The following is a 21,133-nucleotide window of genomic DNA, read 5'->3' as shown; positions in this document are numbered from 1 at the left end:
CAACGTGACTTTTTTTTCATTTTCTTCTATACTGAAACCATATATGAAATTATTCGAATGAACGTAAAAAAATGTCGGTGACAGGATAGAAGACAGTGAAAGTAGGAGATGGCCTATGCTTCAAAAACAAGCCAAAACTCACAATGAAGTACCCAAGCAGAATATTACTCCAATAAAAAATGACTATACCCAAGAACAAACACTGAAAAAGAAAATTAATAGAAGTATTCAGCAAAAAGCACGAAGACGGATGATTGTTATTTTGTTAGCAGGAATGCTTATCATAGTGCCGTTAGCAGCAAATATAATCAACAACCTATTTGAAATTCAAACGATGGGTGAGAAAATATCACAAGCAAAAGAAACAAATCAGACGTTAGAAGAAGAGAATCAAGACTTGAAAGTCCAAGTAGGATTACTACAAGACGAAGAATACATTGCGAAATTAGCTAGAAGCCGATATTATCTGAGCAAAGATGGAGAAATTATCTTTAGCTTGCCAGAAGATAATCAAAGTAAAGTAGCTGAAAAAGAAGCACTTAAAGAGAAATCGGAGCAATAAGCGCTTTAGCAAGGATATCCAACTGTATTTATATTGAAGAACATGATATAATAAGCATACAAAATTTAAGGAGGAAATCTTTTTTTATGTCAATTGAGGTTGGTAGCATTGTATCAGGAAAAGTAACGGGTATTACAAATTTTGGGGCTTTTATTGATTTGGGTGAGAGAAAAACTGGACTTGTTCATATTAGTGAAATTTCTGATAGTTATATTAAGGACATTAATGATGTTTTAACTGTTGGTGACGAAGTAAAAGTAAAAATATTATCGATAGCAGATGATGGGAAAATAGGATTATCGATTCGTAAAGCGGAAGAGAAATCCGAAGAAGTTTCCCGACCTCAACGTGATTATAAACCTACCCAACGTAGCTCTGCTCCAAGAAAGACATCTTCATTTAACCAAGATAGAGGAGATCGTCCTTCACAAGGAAAAGATAACAAAAAAGAAAGCTTTGATAATTTGATGAGCACATTCTTAAAAGAGAGCGATGATCGTTTAACTTCTTTAAAACGCAATACAGAAGGTAAACGAGGCGGCCGAGGCGGAAGACGTAGTTAATAGGCTAATAATAAGAGGGGTTGAACGATAGGGGGTACTTGCCTCTGGGTTCTTCCTCTTTTTCTTTTTTAAGGGGGACGAAGTAATTGGATGAATTGCTTGAGAAAGTATGGTCAGATGTAAATTCGTATCGATATTGGGAAAAAAATGAACGAATACTTCTTGCTGTTTCTGGGGGAGTAGATTCGATGGCTCTGCTTGATGTTGTCAGAAGAATTCCCGAAGAAAGCCGACCGACCATTGAAGTGGTACATGTTCATCATCATTTACGAGAAGACTCAGATGCTGATTTATTATTGGTTAAGGAATACTGTGAAAGGTATAATTTTCTATTCCACGAAAAACATTGGGATCCTCATTTTCATCCAAAAAGTGATATAGAAGCAGCAGCGAGAGAATTTCGATATGATTTTTTTTCAGAGAAAATGAAAGAGCGAAATGCGGCTATTCTTCTTACTGCCCATCATGCAGATGATCAAATGGAAACAATATTAATGAAGCTGACTCGAGGCAGTGCCCTAAGCGGTTATTCTGGTATTCTGAGAGAGAGAAAATTCTCCATAGGAAAATTAATTCGTCCGTTATTAGAAACAGAAAAAGAAGAATTGTATCGATATTGTTTGGAAAATAATGTTCCTTATCGAGAAGATTCTACTAATCAAGAATTAAATTTCACGAGAAATCGTTATCGCAATCAAATTCTTCCTTTAATAAAAAAGGAAAATGAACAAGCTGCTCGTCATTTTCAAGCATTTTCTCAAGATTTCCTTGATATGACAAACATAGTCGAACCAGTACTAAAAGAAAAAATAGCAACTTATTTTGAAAAGAACCATGCTAGCTGGCAGTTTTCCATCCGTTTATTAGAAAATGAACCAATTGCTTTACAACGATTGTTGCTCACTTATTTTTTAGAAAAAATTTGGTCAAATGAAGGGGTTATTGCAAAAAAAATCCATGTAGCCCTTATCCTTGAACTGATGTATAATAAAAACCCTCAAAGCGAACTTTCACTTTCAGGAGGTTTGATTAAAAAGCGATATGACACCGTTATTTTTGAAAAAACTTCTGGACTAGAAGAAGATTTAAAAAAATTCCCAACGATTTATAAAGAACTTAAACTAAATCAATGGTTACAATTGCCGATTAATGGTAAAATAGGATTGTTTTCATTTAGTAAAAAGAGTGTGGCAGTTGGAAATGAAAAAATAAAAGTTTTTCAACTTTCGAACAAGAAAATTCAATATCCGTTGGTGGTCCGTAACTGGCAGCCCGGCGATCGAATCCAATTGAATCCGCGCGAACCTTTTACTAAAAAATTAAATAGAATTTTTATTGATAAAAAGATTCCAAAAGAGGATCGCGATAAAATTCTAGTCATCAGTGATGCAAATGGAATCATACTTTGGATCATTGATTATGCAGCATCTATTTGGCTGACGCCTATCGAGAATGATTTAACAAACAATGAAGATCCCGAACATCGATTTGTGGTGTTTGAAAAATAATAATGAGGTGAAGATGTGAACCATCCCGATATTAAAGAGGTTTTATATACGGAGGAAGAGATAAAGAAAGTAACGCAAGAACTGGGTGCAGTACTAACGAAAGAATATGAAGGGAAAAATCCTCTCGTAATCGGTGTTTTAAAAGGTGCAATCATGTTTATGACGGATTTATCCCGTGCAATGGATTGTGACTTGGAGCTTGACTTCATGGATGTTACCAGTTATGGGGCAGCAATCGAATCAAGCGGAGATGTAAAAATACTAAAGGATCTAGATACTTCTGTTGAAGATCGTGACTTATTGATTGTGGAAGATATTATTGACACGGGACGTACATTGAGTTATTTGATTGATATTTTCCGTTATCGGAAAGCAAAATCGATTAAGATCGTTACTCTTTTAGACAAAAAAGAAAGAAGAGCGGTTGACTTGGAAGCAGATTATGTTGGAATCAATGTTCCAAATGAATTTGTTGTCGGATACGGTCTTGATTACATTGAAAAATATCGTAACCTGCCTTATATCGGTGTGCTGAAAGAAGAGATTTATCAATAAAATAGATAGTGAAAGATGGTCAGGTATGTTATTATTATCGAGATACATAAAATAACTATCGAATAATAGGATAAGAGAAGATATAAGCCATATAGGCATACTATCTGACAGGGAGGGTCAAATGAAAAAGAATAATTTCCTCAAAAGCAGTGGTTTTTGGATTCTAATCTTCCTGGCAGTCATCGCAATCGTAACTATGATGACAAGAGGGGTAGGGAACCAATCAAGCCAAACGATATCAACTACTGAATTTTTAACTGCATTGGAAAATGAAGAAATAGATGAATTCAGTATGCAGCCCGGAGCTGGCGTTTGGGAAATCGTTGGAGAGTACCGAGAAGAAAAAACAATTGAAAGTGATTCATCTACAAGCGATCTATTGTTGTTTGACGAACAGAATTTAACAACAACCTCATTTCGTTCACGGGTATTACCAAATGACTCCACCTTAGCACAAATCGGAGATTTAGCTGCAAACTCAGATACCGAGGTAACCATCATTGAGCAAGATCAATCAGGTGCTTGGGTAAGTATTTTATTTAGTATTTTACCACTTATTATTTTTGTCTTCTTCATGTATATGATGATGGGGCAAGGCGGCGGACAAGGTGGCGGCGGCCGCAATGTTATGAATTTTGGGAAAACGAAATCAGAAGATGTTTCTAAAAAGAATGTCAAAGTCCGTTTTTCAGATGTTGCTGGCGCTGAAGAAGAAAAACAAGAGTTAGTCGAAGTAGTGGAATTTTTGAAAGATCCAAGACGTTTTACCGCATTGGGTGCACGTATCCCGGCAGGTGTTCTGTTAGAAGGACCTCCTGGTACAGGGAAAACTTTACTAGCAAAAGCTGTTGCAGGTGAAGCAGGCGTTCCTTTCTTCTCTATTTCAGGTTCTGAATTTGTGGAGATGTTTGTCGGAGTAGGGGCAAGTCGTGTACGTGACTTGTTCGAAAATGCTAAAAAAGCAGCTCCAGCAATTATCTTTATTGATGAGATTGACGCGGTTGGTCGTCAACGTGGAGCTGGAATGGGCGGCGGACATGATGAACGTGAGCAAACACTGAACCAGTTGCTAGTTGAAATGGATGGTTTCTCCGGTAATGAAGGAATTATTGTCATTGCTGCTACAAACCGTTCGGACGTTCTAGATCCGGCTTTGCTTCGTCCAGGACGTTTTGACCGTCAGATTTTAGTCGGCCGTCCAGACGTAAAAGGCCGTGAAGCAATCTTGAAAGTCCATGCTCGAAACAAACCATTAGCAGATGATGTGGATTTGAAAGTAGTTGCACAACAAACACCAGGTTTTTCCGGTGCAGATTTAGAAAACTTATTAAACGAAGCGGCATTGGTGGCTGCTCGTCGAGATAAAGTGCGAATTGATGCATTAGATATTGACGAAGCACATGACCGTGTTATCGCTGGTCCAGCCAAGAAAGATAAAGCGATCAGCAAGAAAGAAAGAGAAATGGTTGCTTATCACGAAGCAGGACATACAATTGTTGGTATGGTATTAAGTGACGCACGTACAGTTCATAAAGTAACGATTGTTCCTCGTGGACGTGCTGGTGGTTACGCAATCATGCTTCCAAAAGAAGATCGCTTCTTAATGACCAAAGATGAAATGTTCGAACAAGTTGTTGGATTGCTTGGTGGACGTTTGGCGGAAGAGATTGTCTTCAATGTTCAAACAACTGGTGCAAGTAATGACTTTGAACAAGCAACAGGACTTGTGCGCAGCATGGTTACGGAATATGGTATGAGCGACCGTTTAGGAACGGTCCAATATGAATCAAACCAACAAGTGTTTGTTGGCCGTGATTATGGAAATACTCGTTCTTATTCGGAAGACATTGCTTATCAAATTGACTCAGAAGTACGTCGTATTATGAGTGAAGCACACGAAAAAGCTCGTCAAATTATTAATGACCATCGTGCTCAATTGAATTTGATTGCTGAAAAACTTCTTGAACTAGAAACATTGGATGAGAAAACAATCAAGAGTCTCTTTGAAACTGGAAGAATGCCAGAAGACAAACAGACAGAAGAATATCCAAGCGAAAAAGCAGCTTCTTTTGAAGATGCAAAAAGAGCGCTAGAAAAGAAAGAAGCAGAAAAAGCACAGCGCGATAAAGAAGACCACGAAGAAGGGCAAGACTTTGCTTCCGGCGAAGAAGATTCAAATGAAGCAGAAGCAGATAAAAATGAAGATTACTTCTCTTCCTGGTTGGATGACCGCAAAGATGACGATTCACAAGAATAAATAAAATTAGCAGTAGAGCAGAGAAGAAAATCCTTCCTGCTCTATTTTTTTGGCAGAGGGATGTATAAGTCCTTCTCCAGTTTCAATAGTTGTTCTTTCTTTTAAAATGTAAGTTGTCTAGTTTGGTTTTTGAAGAAGCTATAGTAGAATAAGGATAGAAATAGAAAATAGGTATACTTCGGGAGGATATTAAATGTCGGATTATTTAGTAAAAGGGATGGCTTATGGTGGGCAATTCCGTGTATATGCAGTGGATGCAACAAATACTGTTGCAGAAGCTCAAAGGCGCCATGATACGTGGAGCGCGTCTTCAGCAGCGTTGGGAAGAGCGATGATAGGATCAATCTTGATTGCAACAACAGGATTGAAAGACGATCAAAAGATGACGGTAATGATCAATGGGAATGGACTAGGCGGCCGCATCATGGTGGACGCAAATGGAAAAGGCGATGTAAAAGGGTATATCGTTAACCCGCATGTGAACTTGCCGTTAAATAGTAATGGGAAATTAGACGTGCGCGGTGTGGTTGGGACAGAAGGCCTATTAACAGTCATCAAAGATTTAGGCTTAAAAGAACCATTTACTGGACAAGTTCCTCTTGTCAGCGGTGAGCTAGGAGAAGATTTCACCTATTATATGGCAAACTCAGAACAAATACCTTCAGCAGTAGGATTGAGCGTATTGGTTGATACAGACGATTCAATCAAAGTTGCCGGAGGTTTCATGATTCAAGTGTTGCCGGATGCGAGTGAAGAGGCGATTTCTTCCATTGAAGAAAACCTGGCTGAAATGCCATTAGTATCTCGTTTAATGGAAAAAGGTGTTACACCTGAAGAAGTGCTTGAAAAAATAATTGGTAAAGAAAATATCCACTTTATTGAAAAAATGCCGGTCCAATTCAAATGTGACTGCTCTCACGATCGTTTTAAAGATGGACTGGCAGCAGTTGGAAAAGAAGAATTAGAAGAAATTATTCGAGAAGATAAAGGCGCGGAAGTAATTTGTCATTTTTGTGGTGAAAAATATTATTATTCGGAAGAAGAATTAACAGAATTACTGGAAGAAATTCAAAAATAAGTTTGTATCTAGAAAGAGTGGAGGGAATCTAATGGAAAAAATCGTTAGCCATATTTCAGAACTGATTGGAGAAACACCGCTTTTTAAACTAACAAAAGTTGTTCCGTCTGGAGCAGCGGATGTGTATGTAAAATTAGAGTCACTCAATATTGGTCATAGTATTAAAGATCGCGTGGTCCTTAATATCTTAGAAGTGGCTGAAGAACAAGGTAAAATAAGTCCTAGTGATGCGGTTGTAGAAGTGACCGATGGCAATGCGAGTATTTCTTTAGCTATGCTAGCAGCTGCAAAAGGTTACCGTTCTATTTTGGTTATGCCTGAAGGGACGAGTGCTGCCTACTTGCCACAACTAAGGATGTATGACGCAGAAGTGATTGAAACACCAGAATCTGAAGGCATAAATGGCGCAATCAAAGCAGCAGTAGAACTCAGTCAACAAGATGGCTACTTTTACTTAAACCAATACCGTAATCTTGCCAATACAGCTGTTCATGAAGGGATGACAGGTCCAGAAATTGTCGATGCTTTTGATGGGAAATATCCCGATTCATTCGTTGCGACTGCAGGAACGGGTGGGACTTTGACAGGGGTAGGGAAATATTTAAGGGCTGGAAATCCCAATATTGAACTCTATGCCGTTGAAACCGAAGAAGCACCAATATTGAGCAATGAATTAAAAGGTGAGAGTGCGATTAGTGGAATCAGTTCAGATTATCTCTCACCACTCCTAGATCAAACATTGTATAACGGAGTCATTCGAATTTCTTCTCAAGAAGCAGTCGAAATGACGAAGCGCTTAGCAAGAGAAGAAGGTCTTCTACTAGCACTATCAAGTGGGGCAGCAATTGCAGGTGCCATTGAAGTTGCTAAAAAATTAGGAACGAATAAAAAAGTAATCACCATTTCAAACGGCGACTACTGATAAAAATAGAAGAACTGTACGGAAATTCCATCTGTACAGTTTTTATTGTGGGGCTTGATTTCTAAAAATTCTCCTGAGCTTGGTATTTGTCCTACTTTTCTTGTTTTACAAGAAAGAAGGTGATAGAATAGCTTGGGAGTTTTGAGTCGTTGCCATACATATAGAAAAAACAATCCAATTAAATCTCTAAGAAACCTTGCATTTTCATGCATTTCTTGGCAAGATAGATTAGATAGAATATTGATAGGAAGAGAACGGAGTGACCTCATTGAGTCAAGAAAAACATTCTGAAGAAATGAATGATCAATTGCTCGTTCGTCGTGAGAAAATGCAGAACTTACGTGAAGAAGGTACAGAACCATTTCATAGTGGTTTTCGTCGTACCCATATGTCACAAGAATTGCATGATACATACGACAGCTTAACGAAAGAAGAAATTGACGAGCAAAACATAAGTGTATCCATTGCTGGTAGAATTATGACAAAGCGTGGCAAAGGGAAAGTAGGATTTGCTCATCTTCAAGATAACAATGGACGTATCCAGATATACGTTCGTAAAGATGCGGTTGGCGAGGAAGATTACGAGATCTTTAAGCAAGCAGACTTGGGGGATATTGTCGGAGTAACCGGTACTGTCATGAAGACAAATACTGGGGAAGTAACCGTTAAGCCAAGCAAATTTGTCCATTTAACAAAAGCTTTGCGACCACTACCTGATAAATATCATGGTTTAACAAATGTAGAACAAAAATATCGTCAACGCTATTTAGATTTAATCAGTAATCGTGAAAGCTTTGATCGTTTTGTAGACCGCAGCCGGATTATTACTGAAATTCGAACATACTTGAATGGTCTTGGATATCTAGAAGTTGAAACACCCGTTTTACATAATTTGGCAGGTGGGGCAACAGCGCGTCCATTTATCACGCATCACAATGCTTTGGATATGGAATTATACATGCGTATTGCATTGGAGTTGCATTTGAAACGCCTTGTTATCGGTGGAATGGAAAAGGTTTATGAAATTGGTCGCGTATTCCGTAACGAAGGAATCGATACAACCCATAATCCTGAGTTTACGATGTTGGAATTGTATACTGCTTATACGGATTATGAAGATGTGATGAACTTAGTAGAAGGAATTTTCAAGACTGTAACAGAAAAAGTAAAAGGAACAACGATGATTTCTTATGATGGTCAAGAATTAAATATGGGCGGATCGTATGCTCGTATTCATATGGTTGACGCGATTAAAGAGCAAACGGGTGTTGATTTCTGGAAAGAGATGACGGACGAAGAAGCTCGCAGCCTAGCAAAAGAACATAAGGTTCCAATTACTGAACACATGACAGTAGGACACGTAATTAATGAATTCTTTGAAGAATTTGTTGAGGAGACATTGATCCAGCCAACATTTATCTATGGTCATCCAACTGCTATTTCTCCATTGGCACGTAAGAATGAAAAGGATCCTCGTTTTACTGATCGTTTTGAATTTTTCATTATGGGAAATGAATACGGAAATGCCTTTACTGAATTGACCGATCCGATTGATCAAAGAGAGCGTTTTGAAGCACAAGCAAAGGAAAAAGAACAAGGAAACGATGAAGCACATGGTGTGGATGAAGAATTCTTGGAAGCTTTAGAACACGGTATGCCGCCAACAGGGGGGCTAGGAATTGGAATTGACCGCATGGTTATGTTACTAACAGATAGCCAATCCATTCGCGATATTTTACTATTCCCAACGATGAGACCGCATGACGATCAACAATAAAAAATCAATTTACCAAACTCGCTTTAATTGCTGAGTTTGGTTTTTTGTTTTATTAGTGGTTATGCTTCCTGGTACAGAATAGAAACCGCAAAATGATTCCCCTAATAACATCTAAAGACAATAGTTCTGTAAAAATTCAAAAATTCATTAAAAAAAATGATTGAACAGGTTGACGGATATTATTATTCATGGTATTATTTCAAAGGTGCTTTTATACACAGTTTCCTGAAAAGAAATTCAGTCGTGCTGACTGACTGTATGGAGAGCATACCTTACTAGAATCGAAAAAAACTTCGATTTATTATTTTTTGCTAATAAATGGACCACCTGGATGTGTGGACCAAGAACAACCTATTAAGGAAGGAGGAAAAAATAAATGCCTACTATTAATCAATTAGTTCGTAAACCTCGCAAATCAGCGATTGAAAAATCTAAATCTCCTGCTTTGGGAAGAGGATATAACAGTTTCAAAAAAGCTCCAACAAATACAAATTCACCTCAAAAACGTGGTGTTTGTACGCGTGTTGGTACAATGACTCCGAAGAAACCTAACTCTGCGTTACGTAAGTACGCTCGTGTACGTTTGTCTAACCTTTTAGAAGTGACAGCTTACATTCCAGGTATCGGTCATAACCTACAAGAACATAGTGTGGTGCTAATCCGTGGTGGACGTGTAAAAGACTTACCAGGGGTACGTTACCATATCGTTCGTGGTGCATTGGATACTGCTGGTGTAAACGGTCGTATGCAATCCCGTTCTAAATACGGTGCTAAAAAACCTAAAAAATAAATCATAAATAAAAAAGAAAATTGAGGAAGGAGGAGTCAGAATGCCTCGTAAAGGTCCAGTCGCAAAACGCGAAGTTATGCCAGATCCAATTTACAATTCTAAATTAGTTACTCGCACAATTAACCGCATCATGGTTGATGGAAAACGCGGAAAAGCAGCAACTATTTTGTATAATGCATTTGACATCATTAATGAATCTACTGGTAATAATCCATTAGAAGTTTACGAACAAGCTATGAAAAACATCATGCCTGTTCTTGAAGTAAAAGCTCGTCGTGTAGGAGGTTCTAACTACCAAGTGCCTATTGAAGTACGTCCAGAACGTCGTCAAGCATTAGCACTACGCTGGTTAGTTAACTATTCTCGTCTACGTGGTGAAGATACCATGGAAGAAAGACTTGCAAAAGAAATCATGGATGCTGCTAACAACACAGGAGCTTCCGTTAAGAAACGTGAAGAAACACATAAAATGGCAGACGCTAACAGAGCTTTCGCTCATTATCGTTGGTAAGATTGTCACAACTTATGTATTCTTTCAGTTAAAAAAGAGCAGGGTATCCTGCTCGTGTCATTAAATAAATTAGAAAGAGGTGTACGAAGCAGATGGCAAAAAGAGAATTTACTCTTGAAAATACGAGAAATATTGGAATTATGGCTCATATTGACGCTGGTAAAACAACGACTACTGAGCGTATTCTATACTATACTGGTAAAATCCATAAAATTGGTGAAACCCATGAGGGTGCTGCACAAATGGACTGGATGGAACAAGAGCAAGAGCGTGGGATTACAATCACTTCTGCTGCTACAACTGCTCAGTGGAAAGGTCATCGTGTTAATATAATCGATACACCTGGACACGTGGACTTTACAGTTGAAGTTGAACGTTCGTTGCGTGTTCTTGATGGTGCGGTTGCTTTGTTGGATGCTCAATCTGGGGTTGAACCTCAAACTGAGACAGTTTGGCGTCAAGCAACTACATACGGTGTACCTCGTATTGTTTTTATTAACAAAATGGACAAAACTGGTGCTGACTTCTTGTACTCAGTTGGTACGCTTCATGAACGTCTACAAGCAAATGCTCATCCAATTCAATTACCAATTGGATCTGAAGAAAGCTTCAGCGGAATCATTGATTTAGTAGAAATGAAAGCTGAAATCTATGATTCAGAAGACGGTATTGAATACCATGAAGAAGACATTCCAGCTGAATATCAAGAAATCGCTGAAGAATGGAATACAAAATTAATTGAAGCAGTAGCAGAAACAGATGAAGAATTGATGATGAAGTACCTTGAAGGTGAAGAAATCTCAGTTGACGAATTGAAATCTGCTATCCGTAAAGCAACAATTAGTGTTGAATTCTATCCAGTACTTTGCGGTTCTGCATTTAAGAACAAAGGTGTTCAATTAATGCTGGATGCAGCAATTGATTACTTGCCAGCTCCAACAGATGTACCGCCAATTACAGGATTCGCACCTGGTGCTGAAGACGAAGTAATTGAAATTCATTCAGATGATAGCGAACCATTTGCAGCGCTAGCGTTTAAAGTTATGACAGACCCATTCGTTGGTCGTTTAACATTCTTCCGTGTATACTCTGGAACTCTTCAAGCAGGCTCTTACATTCAAAATGCATCAAAAGGCAAACGTGAACGCGTTGGTCGTATCTTGCAAATGCATGCAAACAGCCGTAGTGAAATTCCTGAAGTATTCTCTGGAGATATCGCAGCAGCAGTTGGTTTGAAAGACACGGGTACTGGTGACACATTGTGTGACGAAAAACGCCCAATTATCTTAGAATCAATGGACTTCCCAGAACCAGTTATCGAAGTTGCGATTGAACCTAAATCAAAAGCTGACCAAGATAAAATGGGTATTGCGTTACAAAAACTTTCTGAAGAAGATCCAACGTTCCGCGCTTCTACAAATCCGGAAACAGGTCAAACTGTTATTGCGGGTATGGGAGAGTTGCACTTGGACATAATCGTAGATCGTTTGAAACGCGAATTCAAGGTTGAAGCTACTGTAGGTGCTCCTCAAGTATCTTACCGTGAGACATTCCGTCAAAGCGTTGAAGCAGAAGGTAAATTTGTTCGTCAATCTGGTGGTAAAGGTCAATTCGGTCATGTATGGATTGAATTTACTCCAAACGAAGAAGGCGCTGGCTTCGAATTCGAAAATGCTATCGTAGGTGGGGTTGTTCCTCGTGAATATATTCCAGCTGTTGAAGCAGGTTTGAAAGACTCTATGGAAAACGGTGTTCTTGCAGGATATCCTTTAGTTGACGTAAAAGCTCGTCTATATGACGGATCTTACCATGATGTTGACTCTTCTGAGACAGCATTTAAGGTTGCAGCTTCACTAGCATTGCGTAACGCTGCTAAGAAAGCTGATCCAGTAATCCTAGAACCAAGAATGGCTGTAGAAGTTACAGTTCCAGAAGAGTATCTAGGAGATGTTATGGGACACTTTAGTGCACGTCGTGGTAGCATTGAAGGTACCGTTGCTCGTGGTAACGCACAAATCGTTAAAGGATTTATTCCTTTATCAGAAATGTTTGGTTATGCAACAACACTTCGTTCTGCATCACAAGGACGTGGAACATTTACAATGGTATTTGACCATTATGAAGCTGTTCCAAAATCAGTACAAGATGAAATTATTGCGAAAAGCGGTAAAGGATCGGAAGAGTAATCTTCTTTCTTGATGCTTGAAATATTGCATTTTAGAACCGAAATCGGTATACTTTACTATGATAGGCGCTTACTGTAAATGCAGAAAGTCTATAAAATAAAACACACTCAATATGAGGAGGAAAATTAGAAATGGCAAAAGAAAAATTTGATCGTTCAAAACCCCATGTTAACGTTGGGACAATTGGACACGTTGACCATGGTAAAACTACATTAACTGCAGCAATTACAACTGTATTAGCTAAACATTACGGTGGAGCAGCTGTTGACTACGCATCTGTAGACAACGCTCCAGAAGAAAGAGAACGTGGAATCACTATTAACACTTCTCACGTAGAGTACGAAACAGAAAACCGTCACTACGCACACGTGGACTGCCCAGGTCACGCGGACTACGTTAAAAACATGATCACTGGTGCTGCTCAAATGGACGGAGCTATCTTGGTAGTTTCTGCTGCTGACGGCCCAATGCCACAAACTCGCGAGCACATCCTATTGTCTCGTAACGTTGGTGTACCATACATCGTTGTTTTCTTGAACAAAGTTGACATGGTAGACGACGAAGAATTGCTTGAATTAGTAGAAATGGAAGTTCGTGATCTATTATCTGAATACGACTTCCCAGGTGATGACACTCCTGTTATTGCTGGTTCTGCTTTGAAAGCTCTAGAAGGCGTTGACGAGTACGAACAAAAAATCTTGGAATTGATGGCTGCAGTTGACGAGTACATCCCAACTCCAACACGTGATACTGATAAACCATTCATGATGCCAGTTGAGGACGTATTCTCAATTACAGGTCGTGGAACAGTTGCTACAGGACGTGTTGAACGTGGACAAGTTAAGGTTGGTGACGAAGTTGAAATCGTAGGTATCGAAACTGATACTATGAAATCAACTGTTACTGGTGTTGAAATGTTCCGTAAATTGTTGGATTACGCTGAAGCTGGTGACAACATTGGTGCATTGCTACGTGGTGTTCAACGTGAAGATATTCAACGTGGACAAGTATTGTCTAAACCAGGTACAATCACACCTCATACTAAATTTACAGCAGAAGTGTACGTGTTGTCTAAAGAAGAGGGTGGACGTCATACTCCATTCTTCTCAAACTACCGTCCACAATTCTACTTCCGTACAACTGACGTTACAGGAGTTGTTGAATTACCAGAAGGAACAGAAATGGTAATGCCTGGAGATAACGTTAAAATGACAGTAGAACTAATCCAACCAATCGCGATCGAAGAAGGAACTCGCTTCTCAGTTCGTGAAGGTGGACGTACTGTTGGATCCGGTGTTGTTTCTGAAATCGTTGGTTAATTTTTAGAAAAACACAATTAAATAATATATGTTAAGAAAAGAGAGCGAAATTTTGCTCTCTTTTTTTCTGTTTTATTTTTCCTGAGTGCTAGTATTGGTAGAATACTTTCCTCACCCATAATTTTGTTTAGCATTTTCAATTGTAAGGGGTTTTATTTGTATCCATATTTCCATATCGTTAAAATAAAGATAGTTCAATAGATTTCCGTTATTTCAAAATTTGAAGGAGGAAAGAATGTTATGAATAAAAGGGTAGAAGGAAGTTACGTATCTGTTACCGAAGCATTTAACGCTGTCAACAGACTCAGGGATGAAGGTTATCGCCGCAGAAATATTTTCTTAGTAGCAAACGAAGAGGTACGAGGATCGATTCCTTATACTATGGAAGCTGAAGTGACCACAGATGAAGGATTAAGAGAAATTGAACAAGATGATAACCGTACTCTTTGGGAAAAAATAAAAGATGCTTTTACTTTTGATGAATATGATTCATCTCATTATGAAAGTCCAAACTACAATGCTGACGAAGATCCTTTGTATGAATATCGAAGCGACATTGCACAAGGAAATATCCTCATACTTTTGGAAGAGGATGATTCCAGAACATCAGCTGACTCGAATTTAAGAGATGATGTAAAAGCAAGTGAACCTCCGCTAGCTGATGATTTAAGTACAACGAGAAATCAGATAAAGGGACCAAGCCCAGAGCTTACACCTAATGACATGAGAACAGATCCTTCATTTAGTGGAGATGTTCCGACTGATTCTGAATTGGATATTTTAGCGGAAGCAGAATCAGATTCAGATTGGGACTCTGATAGAAATACTCCCAAGGAAACGGTTAATGATGTAAATGTATCCTTAAAAGAAGAACTTGAACTTGCAGACAAAGAAAAAGACAAGGAGAATTATAATACAGAACCCGTAACGGAAGGAAGTATACTTGGTTCTAATGGGAATAGTGAAGTAGGCGATTCTATGGAAGAAGTGACGAGTCAAGGGACTGGCAATTCTGGAGCTATTTTACAAAGAGCAGAAACAGATGATTTAACAACAGCAAAGTCTAGTGATATCTTACCTGGTCAAGATGGCGATTCTTTCCAAACAGAAGGACTTTATGCCAAAAACGGAACTAGTCCAGAAGAAATAGAAGAAGAGAATAGCGAAGAAAGGGAGCGATGAAATGGATATCGTTTTAGCTTCTAGATAAAATTCGTTATAATAACCGTAGAACCATTTATTTAAAAAAAAGTAAGGGGGAATTCATCATGAGTGGATTTACAAATTCATTGGAAAGTATATGGGTATCTTTTGTCGGCATTTTACCTAGATTGTTAGGGGCTATTCTATTGATAGCGCTAGCTTGGGTAATCGCAAGTCTCGTGAAAAAAGGGGTTGTAAAAGGATTACAAGCAATCAACTTTAATCAGAGATTATCAAACTGGGGAGTTGCAAGTTCAGTAGAAGACGGTAATCGAGTCATTGATTCAATCGGTAAAATCTTCTACTACCTAATTTGGCTATTCTTTATACCAGGTATTCTGGGGCAAATTGGTATGGGGAACATTGCAACACCAATTACAAATATGTTCGATTCGTTCTTAGCATTCTTGCCTAAGCTATTTGGAGCAGTTGTTATCTTGGCAATTGGCTATTTCGTAGCGAAATTCGTTAAAGAACTTGTACGAAACTTGTTAGAAACGGTGAATGTTGACCGTTTTATTAACAAATATACATCAAAAGCAAGCAATGTTTCAGCAAGCGATGTTGAAAAGCAACGCTTTACAATTGCAAAGGTATTGGCTAATACAGTATTTATTATTATTCTAATTCCAGTTATTACAATGGCACTTGAGACATTGGCAATCAGGTCAATTTCGGAACCAATTGTAAATGTACTGAATCAAGTTTTAGCGGCAATTCCTAATATTTTAGTAGCAGTTATCTTGTTAATTGCAGGAGGATTAATCGCTAAATTTGTAGGAGACTTATTAGAAGGGTTGCTAGAAAACTCTGGTATCGATCGTTATTCTAGATACTTGAATACTTCTGGAAGCTCGTCTATACGCTTATCTACTATCATTGCCAAAATTGTTCAAACAGTTATCGTAGTATTTTTCTTGGTAGAAGCATTGAATGCATTAAACTTAGAAATCTTGAATAGCATTGGTATTGCGATCATTGCATACTTACCATCCGTATTGATTGGTCTTGTAATTTTGGGTCTTGGCCTTTTCGGGGGGAATGCACTTTCTGCATTCATTAAAGATTCTACGGGCAGTGTCATGACAGGAGAAATTGTTAAGTATATCTTATATGTATTAGCAATCTTCATGACCTTAGATCAATTGCAGTTTGCTTCTACAATTGTTAATACAGCGTTCCTATTCATTATCGGTGGATTAGCCGTAGCATTTGCGTTAGCATTTGGTTTAGGCGGAAAAGATTTCGCAAAACGACAATTAGAGAAGTTAGATAAAAAAATTGAAGAAGAAACAAACAAGACAGCAGGGACAGCACCAAAAACAGAAACAGAAAAAACAGTAGATCCCTCTGAACCAAAACAACTGTAAAGTGAATTTGTGGAAAACCCGGCTAATTAATTAGATTAGCCGGATTTTTTTGCAGACTAGGGGATTATAAGTTCAGCCATCAATGTCTAGCTCCCAAGTCCTGACCTAGTGAAAAAAAGATAAATTTGCCCCATTGCGCGCTTCGCTGCTCGCTAACGCATATCATTCGACTAACCCGCTGAAGCGTGAAGTCTCCTGACAATTCAGGGTCAAATTTCCTATTTTTTCATAGGCCAAGGCGGACTTGTCCGCTTTTCTAACAGACTTGCCTCGCTTTTCTGAGTAAAGTGCAAGCTTCAACTCTATATGAGCTGCTGAAAGTGTCACTTAGGACGAAAGTGCAAGCTTCAAGCTTAAAAAACATTGTGAAGGTGTCTCTTTTGAAAAAACTGCAAGCTTGAAATGGTAAAATACATCTGAAGCTTGCATATTTTATTAGATGCAATAAGTTGTTTGTGAAAAGCACTTATCTTCAGCATAGCTATAAGGAAATCCACTTTCCTTAGAAATTTCAAAGAAATATTTTTTTGAGAGAGAAAATTTCTTTACGCATAAAAGCGCTTACGTTATAATTATATTATCTACAAAGAAACTGTAAGAAGGAAGTGAATCAATAAGAGGAAGGTGATGCTATGAGATTTCATTTTTGGTTAAAAGATAAAAATGAAGGAATATTTCCAGAAGAGCGAAAACAAAAGACAGAAAACTTACCCATTGAAACAGCGAAAGTCCCTGATCTAATGATTTTTCCTCTTTCCATGCACATTGGAAAGCCAGCAAAAGCAGTAGTTGATGTGGGAGATAAAATAAAAATTGGAACAGTACTTGGTGAGGCAGAGGATGGGATATCTGCAAATGTTATTTCATCGGTATCCGGCGAAGTGATTGCTATTTCCGATCGAGCTACAGTAAAAGGTCCGAATACTTGTATTGTTATCCGAAATGATCATCAAGATAGGATGGAAGAGCCGCTTGTAGAAGAAGGAAAAACGTTATCTGCAGAAGAAAAGTTAGCGGTAATTCAAAGAGCTGGCATTGTAGGAATGGGAGGAGCTACTTTTCCTACTGGGATAAAGGTAAAACCTAATAATATAAAGCCTGTTGACACAATCATTATTAATGGCGCGGAGTGTGAGCTCTACTCAACGAGTGACCATCGCTTAATGATTGAACAGGCAAACGGTATCGTAGAGGGAGCAAAGATTATTCAAGAGATTCTCAAAGCCAAAACGATTTATATTGCTTTGGAAGACGACACTCCTGATTGCGAACAAGCTCTAAAAGAAGTGATTCGTTCCACTGACATCAAGCTCAAGGTATTACCGACCATGTACCCTCAAGGAGCAGAAAAAGTATTGATTCAAAAGTTAACGGGTCGTGAAGTCCCGCCAGGAGGTCTTCCAGCTGATGTCCGTGTTTTTGTTACCAATGTTGGTACCTCTAATGCGATTCATGAAGCAGTAAATTTAGGTCGGCCTTTGATTGAAAGGATTACTACGGTTTCGGGAGAAGCTGTCCAAACACCAAAAAATTTGCGGGTTCGTATTGGAACACCGATTAATTCGCTAATCGAAGAATGTGAAGGATTTTCTTCTGTTCCCGGAAAACTACTCCATGGCGGTCCGATGATGGGGATACCAATTGCTTCAGCTGATGTGCCAGTCACAAAAGGAACTTCTGTAGTGACTTTTCTCGTTCCGGAAGAATCGGAAAGAGGAGAACAAACAGACTGTATTCGTTGTTCGGAATGTTTAAATGTTTGTCCCGTAAGCTTGCAGCCTATTTTAATCAGCAATGCTTTTGAACGTGCTGACATTGAAGAGGCCGAACGTTTAGGAGCCATGGATTGCATTGAATGTGGTAATTGTTCTTATATTTGCCCTTCTAAAATACCATTACTAGATAATATTCGTAGTGCTAAAAAAGCTATTAAAGCGAAGAATGCGGGGTAATGAATATGGAAGGAAAAAGGAAGATAAACCTTGATAATTTAATTACCGTTCCATCTCCACATCTTTATGCAAAACCATCAGCTCAATGGGTAATGCTTCAAGTAATTCTGGCATTATTATTTCCTTTGGCCAGTGGATGGTATTTCTTTGGCTTCAGAGTGTTGATAATGGTAGCAGTAGGAATTACTTCTTCAGTGTTAGCAGAAGTTAGTTACCAACGAGTAAAGAAACGGAAAGTGACTGTTAACGATTTAAGCGCAGTAGTAACGGGAATGCTGATCGCTTTAAGTCTGCCATCAACTGCTCCGCTCTGGACCATTATCGTGGGAAGTTTATTTGCTATTTTAATAGTGAAACAATTGCCTGGTGGAATTGGCAGGAATGTATTTAATCCAGCAGTTGCAGCTCGAGTGATGCTGAAAGCTTTTTTCTCACCATGGATTACCAACTGGGTTTTACCCGGTCCAGATTTGATTTCGACTGCAACGCCCCTTGAATATATAGGACATTTTTCCAGAACAGTCCCGGAAGAAGTGCCCGGTCTACTCGACTTGTTCTTAGGTACAAATTTAGGAGGGCCGGTTGGTGAGACTTCAAAAATAATGATTTTGATTGGTATGGTTTACTTAATTGCTCGGAAAATTATTTCACCAAAATTACCACTGCTTTATTTATTTTCACTAGCAGCGGTTGCTACTCTATATGGAGATTTCTCCTTTGAATATATGATGACTCATGTATTAAGTGGAACTGCCATTTTTGCAGCCGTATATATGGTGACGGACTACAGCTCTCAGCCCCTGACTCCAGACGGAAAAATCGTCTACGCTTGTGCAGCTGGAATACTTACGGGGATCATCCGCATTCTGTTTGATTTCCCTGGTGGCGTAGGTTTTTCCATATTAATTATGAATGCTTGCGGCCCCCTGATAGATCGCCACTTAGCTCCCAGAATATACGGGCATAAACAGCGAATAAAAAATAATAAAACAGCAAGAGAAAAAACAATGCTTAAATAATTGCTTATATATAGGAAGAGAATATTTTGAAAGTTGAAATATTCTCTTTTTTTCGGAGACTAGGGCAATAAGTTCAGCCATCATGTCTAGCTCTCAAGTCCTGGCTTAGTGAAAAAAAGATAAATTTGCCCCATTGCGCGCTTTGCTGCTCGCTAACGCATATCATTCGACTAACCCGCTGAAGCGTGAAGTCTCCTGACAATTCAGGGTCAAATTTTCTATTTTTTCATAGACCAAAACAGACTTGTTCGCTTTTCTTGGAGAAAAAGCTTGCAATAAGAGTAAATTTCATGCAAAATATAAAAGGTTAGAGAGAAATAAAAAAAGAAGTAAATTTTCTATATAAAAAGCTTGCATTTGAACGGGAACCTCTGTATACTAATGAAGTGCGAATTTTACGGAAGTAGAAGAAAAGGCACAGAGGGGTCCTGTCATCAGGATGCCAAGTGATGAAACGAGAGGTTGCGACACGCCCGGACGCTTTGCCACGGCGGGCGAGGCCGGAAATTTTCGTGGAGCTAGTCTTATGATTTACATTTGACGAAGGAGGGAACAAAATGGCAAAACAAAAGATTCGTATCCGTTTGAAAGCATATGAACACCGTGCGTTGGATCAATCAGCAGACAAAATCGTAGAAACTGCAAAGAGAACAGGAGCTTCTGTTTCAGGTCCGATTCCATTGCCTACTGAGAGACAACTATATACAGTGATTCGTTCACCACACAAGTACAAAGATTCTCGTGAGCAATTCGAGATGCGTACTCACAAACGTTTGATTGATATCATCAACCCAACAAGTAAAACTGTTGATGCTTTGATGAAGTTGGATCTGCCAAGCGGCGTTGACATCGAAATCAAACTATAATTAATCGTTAACCCAAAATAAAAAACTAAAATAAAAACAACGGAGGTGTTACCATGACCAAAGGAATCTTAGGCAGAAAAGTAGGTATGACTCAATTCTTTACAGAAAACGGAGAATTGGTACCAGTAACTGTTATCGAAGCTACTCCAAACGTAGTTTTACAAGTTAAAACAGTTGAGACTGACGGATATGAATCAGTTCAACTTGGTTACCAAGAACTTCGCGAAGTATTGACAAATAAACCTGCTAAAGGTCATGCAGCAAAAGCAAAAACTGCTCCTAAGCGCTTCATTAGAGAAATCAAAGATGTTGAGCTGGGAGAGTACGAAGTAGGGAAAGAAATTACAGTGGATGTATTCGAAACAGGAGACATCGTTGATGTCACTGGTACATCTAAGGGACATGGTTTCCAAGGCGTTATCAAACGTCATGGCCAATCTCGCGGACCAATGTCACACGGTTCTCGTTACCACCGTCGTCCTGGCTCGATGGGTGCAGCATCTGATCCATCTCGCGTATTTAAAGGTAAAAAATTACCTGGACAAATGGGTGGCAAACGCATTACTATCCAAAACCTAGAAATTGTTAAAGTTGACGTTGAAAAGAATGTTATCTTGATCAAAGGAAATGTTCCTGGATCTAAAAAATCACTAATCGAAATTAAAGCAGCACGTAAAGCTGTTAAATAAGTATTC

The 21,133-nt window shown here is 38.7% G+C and carries 18 protein-coding genes; all 18 read left to right on the top strand.

The window, feature by feature from the left end:
• Positions 1-115: 115 nt before the first annotated feature.
• The 18 genes from EJN90_RS03660 (at position 116) to rplC (ending at position 21,127) form a co-directional block, all read left to right on the top strand.
• Positions 116-562: an FtsB family cell division protein gene (locus tag EJN90_RS03660; RefSeq protein WP_126108921.1), complete on the top strand. Its 447-nt coding sequence runs from the start codon at positions 116-118 to the stop codon at positions 560-562.
• Between the two features lie 86 nt (positions 563-648).
• A complete protein-coding gene (locus EJN90_RS03655; RefSeq protein WP_126108920.1) occupies positions 649-1,125 on the top strand; it encodes a S1 domain-containing RNA-binding protein in 477 nt (158 codons plus the stop codon).
• Positions 1,126-1,211: 86 nt separating this feature from the next.
• On the top strand, positions 1,212-2,633 hold the full coding sequence (tilS, locus tag EJN90_RS03650) for a tRNA lysidine(34) synthetase TilS (RefSeq protein ID WP_126108919.1): 1,422 nt from the start codon (positions 1,212-1,214) through the stop codon (positions 2,631-2,633).
• A 15-nt stretch (positions 2,634-2,648) separates the two neighbouring features.
• Positions 2,649-3,188, top strand: coding sequence for a hypoxanthine phosphoribosyltransferase (gene hpt / locus EJN90_RS03645; RefSeq protein ID WP_126108918.1), 540 nt, complete (start codon positions 2,649-2,651; stop codon positions 3,186-3,188).
• Positions 3,189-3,309: 121 nt separating this feature from the next.
• Positions 3,310-5,445, top strand: a complete 2,136-nt coding sequence (gene ftsH, locus EJN90_RS03640) for an ATP-dependent zinc metalloprotease FtsH (protein WP_126108917.1) — start codon at positions 3,310-3,312, stop codon at positions 5,443-5,445.
• A gap of 193 nt (positions 5,446-5,638) precedes the next feature.
• Positions 5,639-6,523 (top strand): Hsp33 family molecular chaperone HslO, encoded by an 885-nt coding sequence (gene hslO, locus EJN90_RS03635; RefSeq protein WP_126108916.1) that lies wholly within the window; start codon positions 5,639-5,641, stop codon positions 6,521-6,523.
• A 31-nt stretch (positions 6,524-6,554) separates the two neighbouring features.
• Positions 6,555-7,445 carry a PLP-dependent cysteine synthase family protein gene (locus EJN90_RS03630; protein WP_126108915.1) on the top strand — a complete coding sequence of 297 codons (891 nt, stop codon included), beginning with the start codon at positions 6,555-6,557 and terminating at the stop codon, positions 7,443-7,445.
• Between the two features lie 295 nt (positions 7,446-7,740).
• Positions 7,741-9,222: a lysine--tRNA ligase gene (gene lysS, locus EJN90_RS03625; protein WP_126112245.1), complete on the top strand. Its 1,482-nt coding sequence runs from the start codon at positions 7,741-7,743 to the stop codon at positions 9,220-9,222.
• Positions 9,223-9,598: 376 nt separating this feature from the next.
• A complete protein-coding gene (rpsL, locus tag EJN90_RS03620) occupies positions 9,599-10,012 on the top strand; it encodes a 30S ribosomal protein S12 (protein WP_126108914.1) in 414 nt (137 codons plus the stop codon).
• 40 nt (positions 10,013-10,052) lie between these two features.
• The gene (rpsG, locus tag EJN90_RS03615) at positions 10,053-10,523 is read left to right on the top strand and encodes a 30S ribosomal protein S7 (RefSeq protein ID WP_126108913.1); all 471 of its coding nucleotides are present in this window, start codon (positions 10,053-10,055) and stop codon (positions 10,521-10,523) included.
• A 92-nt stretch (positions 10,524-10,615) separates the two neighbouring features.
• Entirely contained in the window at positions 10,616-12,709 is a 2,094-nt protein-coding gene (fusA, locus tag EJN90_RS03610; RefSeq protein WP_126108912.1) for an elongation factor G, read from the top strand.
• Positions 12,710-12,840: 131 nt separating this feature from the next.
• On the top strand, positions 12,841-14,028 hold the full coding sequence (tuf, locus tag EJN90_RS03605) for an elongation factor Tu (RefSeq protein ID WP_126108911.1): 1,188 nt from the start codon (positions 12,841-12,843) through the stop codon (positions 14,026-14,028).
• Between the two features lie 240 nt (positions 14,029-14,268).
• Entirely contained in the window at positions 14,269-15,210 is a 942-nt protein-coding gene (locus EJN90_RS03600; protein WP_126108910.1) for a general stress protein, read from the top strand.
• 86 nt (positions 15,211-15,296) lie between these two features.
• A complete protein-coding gene (locus EJN90_RS03595) occupies positions 15,297-16,601 on the top strand; it encodes a mechanosensitive ion channel (protein WP_126108909.1) in 1,305 nt (434 codons plus the stop codon).
• Between the two features lie 632 nt (positions 16,602-17,233).
• Positions 17,234-18,553 (top strand): electron transport complex subunit RsxC, encoded by a 1,320-nt coding sequence (gene rsxC / locus EJN90_RS03590; RefSeq protein ID WP_126108908.1) that lies wholly within the window; start codon positions 17,234-17,236, stop codon positions 18,551-18,553.
• A gap of 5 nt (positions 18,554-18,558) precedes the next feature.
• The gene (locus EJN90_RS03585) at positions 18,559-19,572 is read left to right on the top strand and encodes an RnfABCDGE type electron transport complex subunit D (protein WP_126108907.1); all 1,014 of its coding nucleotides are present in this window, start codon (positions 18,559-18,561) and stop codon (positions 19,570-19,572) included.
• A gap of 557 nt (positions 19,573-20,129) precedes the next feature.
• A complete protein-coding gene (rpsJ, locus tag EJN90_RS03580) occupies positions 20,130-20,438 on the top strand; it encodes a 30S ribosomal protein S10 (protein ID WP_076768489.1) in 309 nt (102 codons plus the stop codon).
• 53 nt (positions 20,439-20,491) lie between these two features.
• The gene (rplC, locus tag EJN90_RS03575) at positions 20,492-21,127 is read left to right on the top strand and encodes a 50S ribosomal protein L3 (protein WP_126108906.1); all 636 of its coding nucleotides are present in this window, start codon (positions 20,492-20,494) and stop codon (positions 21,125-21,127) included.
• The last annotated feature ends 6 nt before the right edge of the window (positions 21,128-21,133 follow it).

This window comes from Jeotgalibaca ciconiae (assembly GCF_003955755.1).
Taxonomy (GTDB): domain Bacteria; phylum Bacillota; class Bacilli; order Lactobacillales; family Aerococcaceae; genus Jeotgalibaca; species Jeotgalibaca ciconiae.
Note: the sequence above shows the minus strand (reverse complement) of the source record. Positions and strands in the feature narration are given on the sequence as shown.

Excerpts from the sequence above, each read along its gene's own strand:
- EJN90_RS03660 (WP_126108921.1), top strand. The coding sequence starts at position 116 with ATGCTTCAAAAACAAGCCAAAACTCACAATGAAGTACCCAAGCAGAAT.
- EJN90_RS03655 (WP_126108920.1), top strand. The coding sequence starts at position 649 with ATGTCAATTGAGGTTGGTAGCATTGTATCAGGAAAAGTAACGGGTATT.
- ftsH (WP_126108917.1), top strand. The coding sequence starts at position 3,310 with ATGAAAAAGAATAATTTCCTCAAAAGCAGTGGTTTTTGGATTCTAATC.
- hslO (WP_126108916.1), top strand. The coding sequence starts at position 5,639 with ATGTCGGATTATTTAGTAAAAGGGATGGCTTATGGTGGGCAATTCCGT.
- EJN90_RS03630 (WP_126108915.1), top strand. The coding sequence starts at position 6,555 with ATGGAAAAAATCGTTAGCCATATTTCAGAACTGATTGGAGAAACACCG.
- lysS (WP_126112245.1), top strand. The coding sequence starts at position 7,741 with ATGAATGATCAATTGCTCGTTCGTCGTGAGAAAATGCAGAACTTACGT.
- rpsL (WP_126108914.1), top strand. The coding sequence starts at position 9,599 with ATGCCTACTATTAATCAATTAGTTCGTAAACCTCGCAAATCAGCGATT.
- rpsG (WP_126108913.1), top strand. The coding sequence starts at position 10,053 with ATGCCTCGTAAAGGTCCAGTCGCAAAACGCGAAGTTATGCCAGATCCA.
- fusA (WP_126108912.1), top strand. The coding sequence starts at position 10,616 with ATGGCAAAAAGAGAATTTACTCTTGAAAATACGAGAAATATTGGAATT.
- tuf (WP_126108911.1), top strand. The coding sequence starts at position 12,841 with ATGGCAAAAGAAAAATTTGATCGTTCAAAACCCCATGTTAACGTTGGG.
- EJN90_RS03600 (WP_126108910.1), top strand. The coding sequence starts at position 14,269 with ATGAATAAAAGGGTAGAAGGAAGTTACGTATCTGTTACCGAAGCATTT.
- EJN90_RS03595 (WP_126108909.1), top strand. The coding sequence starts at position 15,297 with ATGAGTGGATTTACAAATTCATTGGAAAGTATATGGGTATCTTTTGTC.
- rsxC (WP_126108908.1), top strand. The coding sequence starts at position 17,234 with ATGAGATTTCATTTTTGGTTAAAAGATAAAAATGAAGGAATATTTCCA.
- EJN90_RS03585 (WP_126108907.1), top strand. The coding sequence starts at position 18,559 with ATGGAAGGAAAAAGGAAGATAAACCTTGATAATTTAATTACCGTTCCA.
- rpsJ (WP_076768489.1), top strand. The coding sequence starts at position 20,130 with ATGGCAAAACAAAAGATTCGTATCCGTTTGAAAGCATATGAACACCGT.
- rplC (WP_126108906.1), top strand. The coding sequence starts at position 20,492 with ATGACCAAAGGAATCTTAGGCAGAAAAGTAGGTATGACTCAATTCTTT.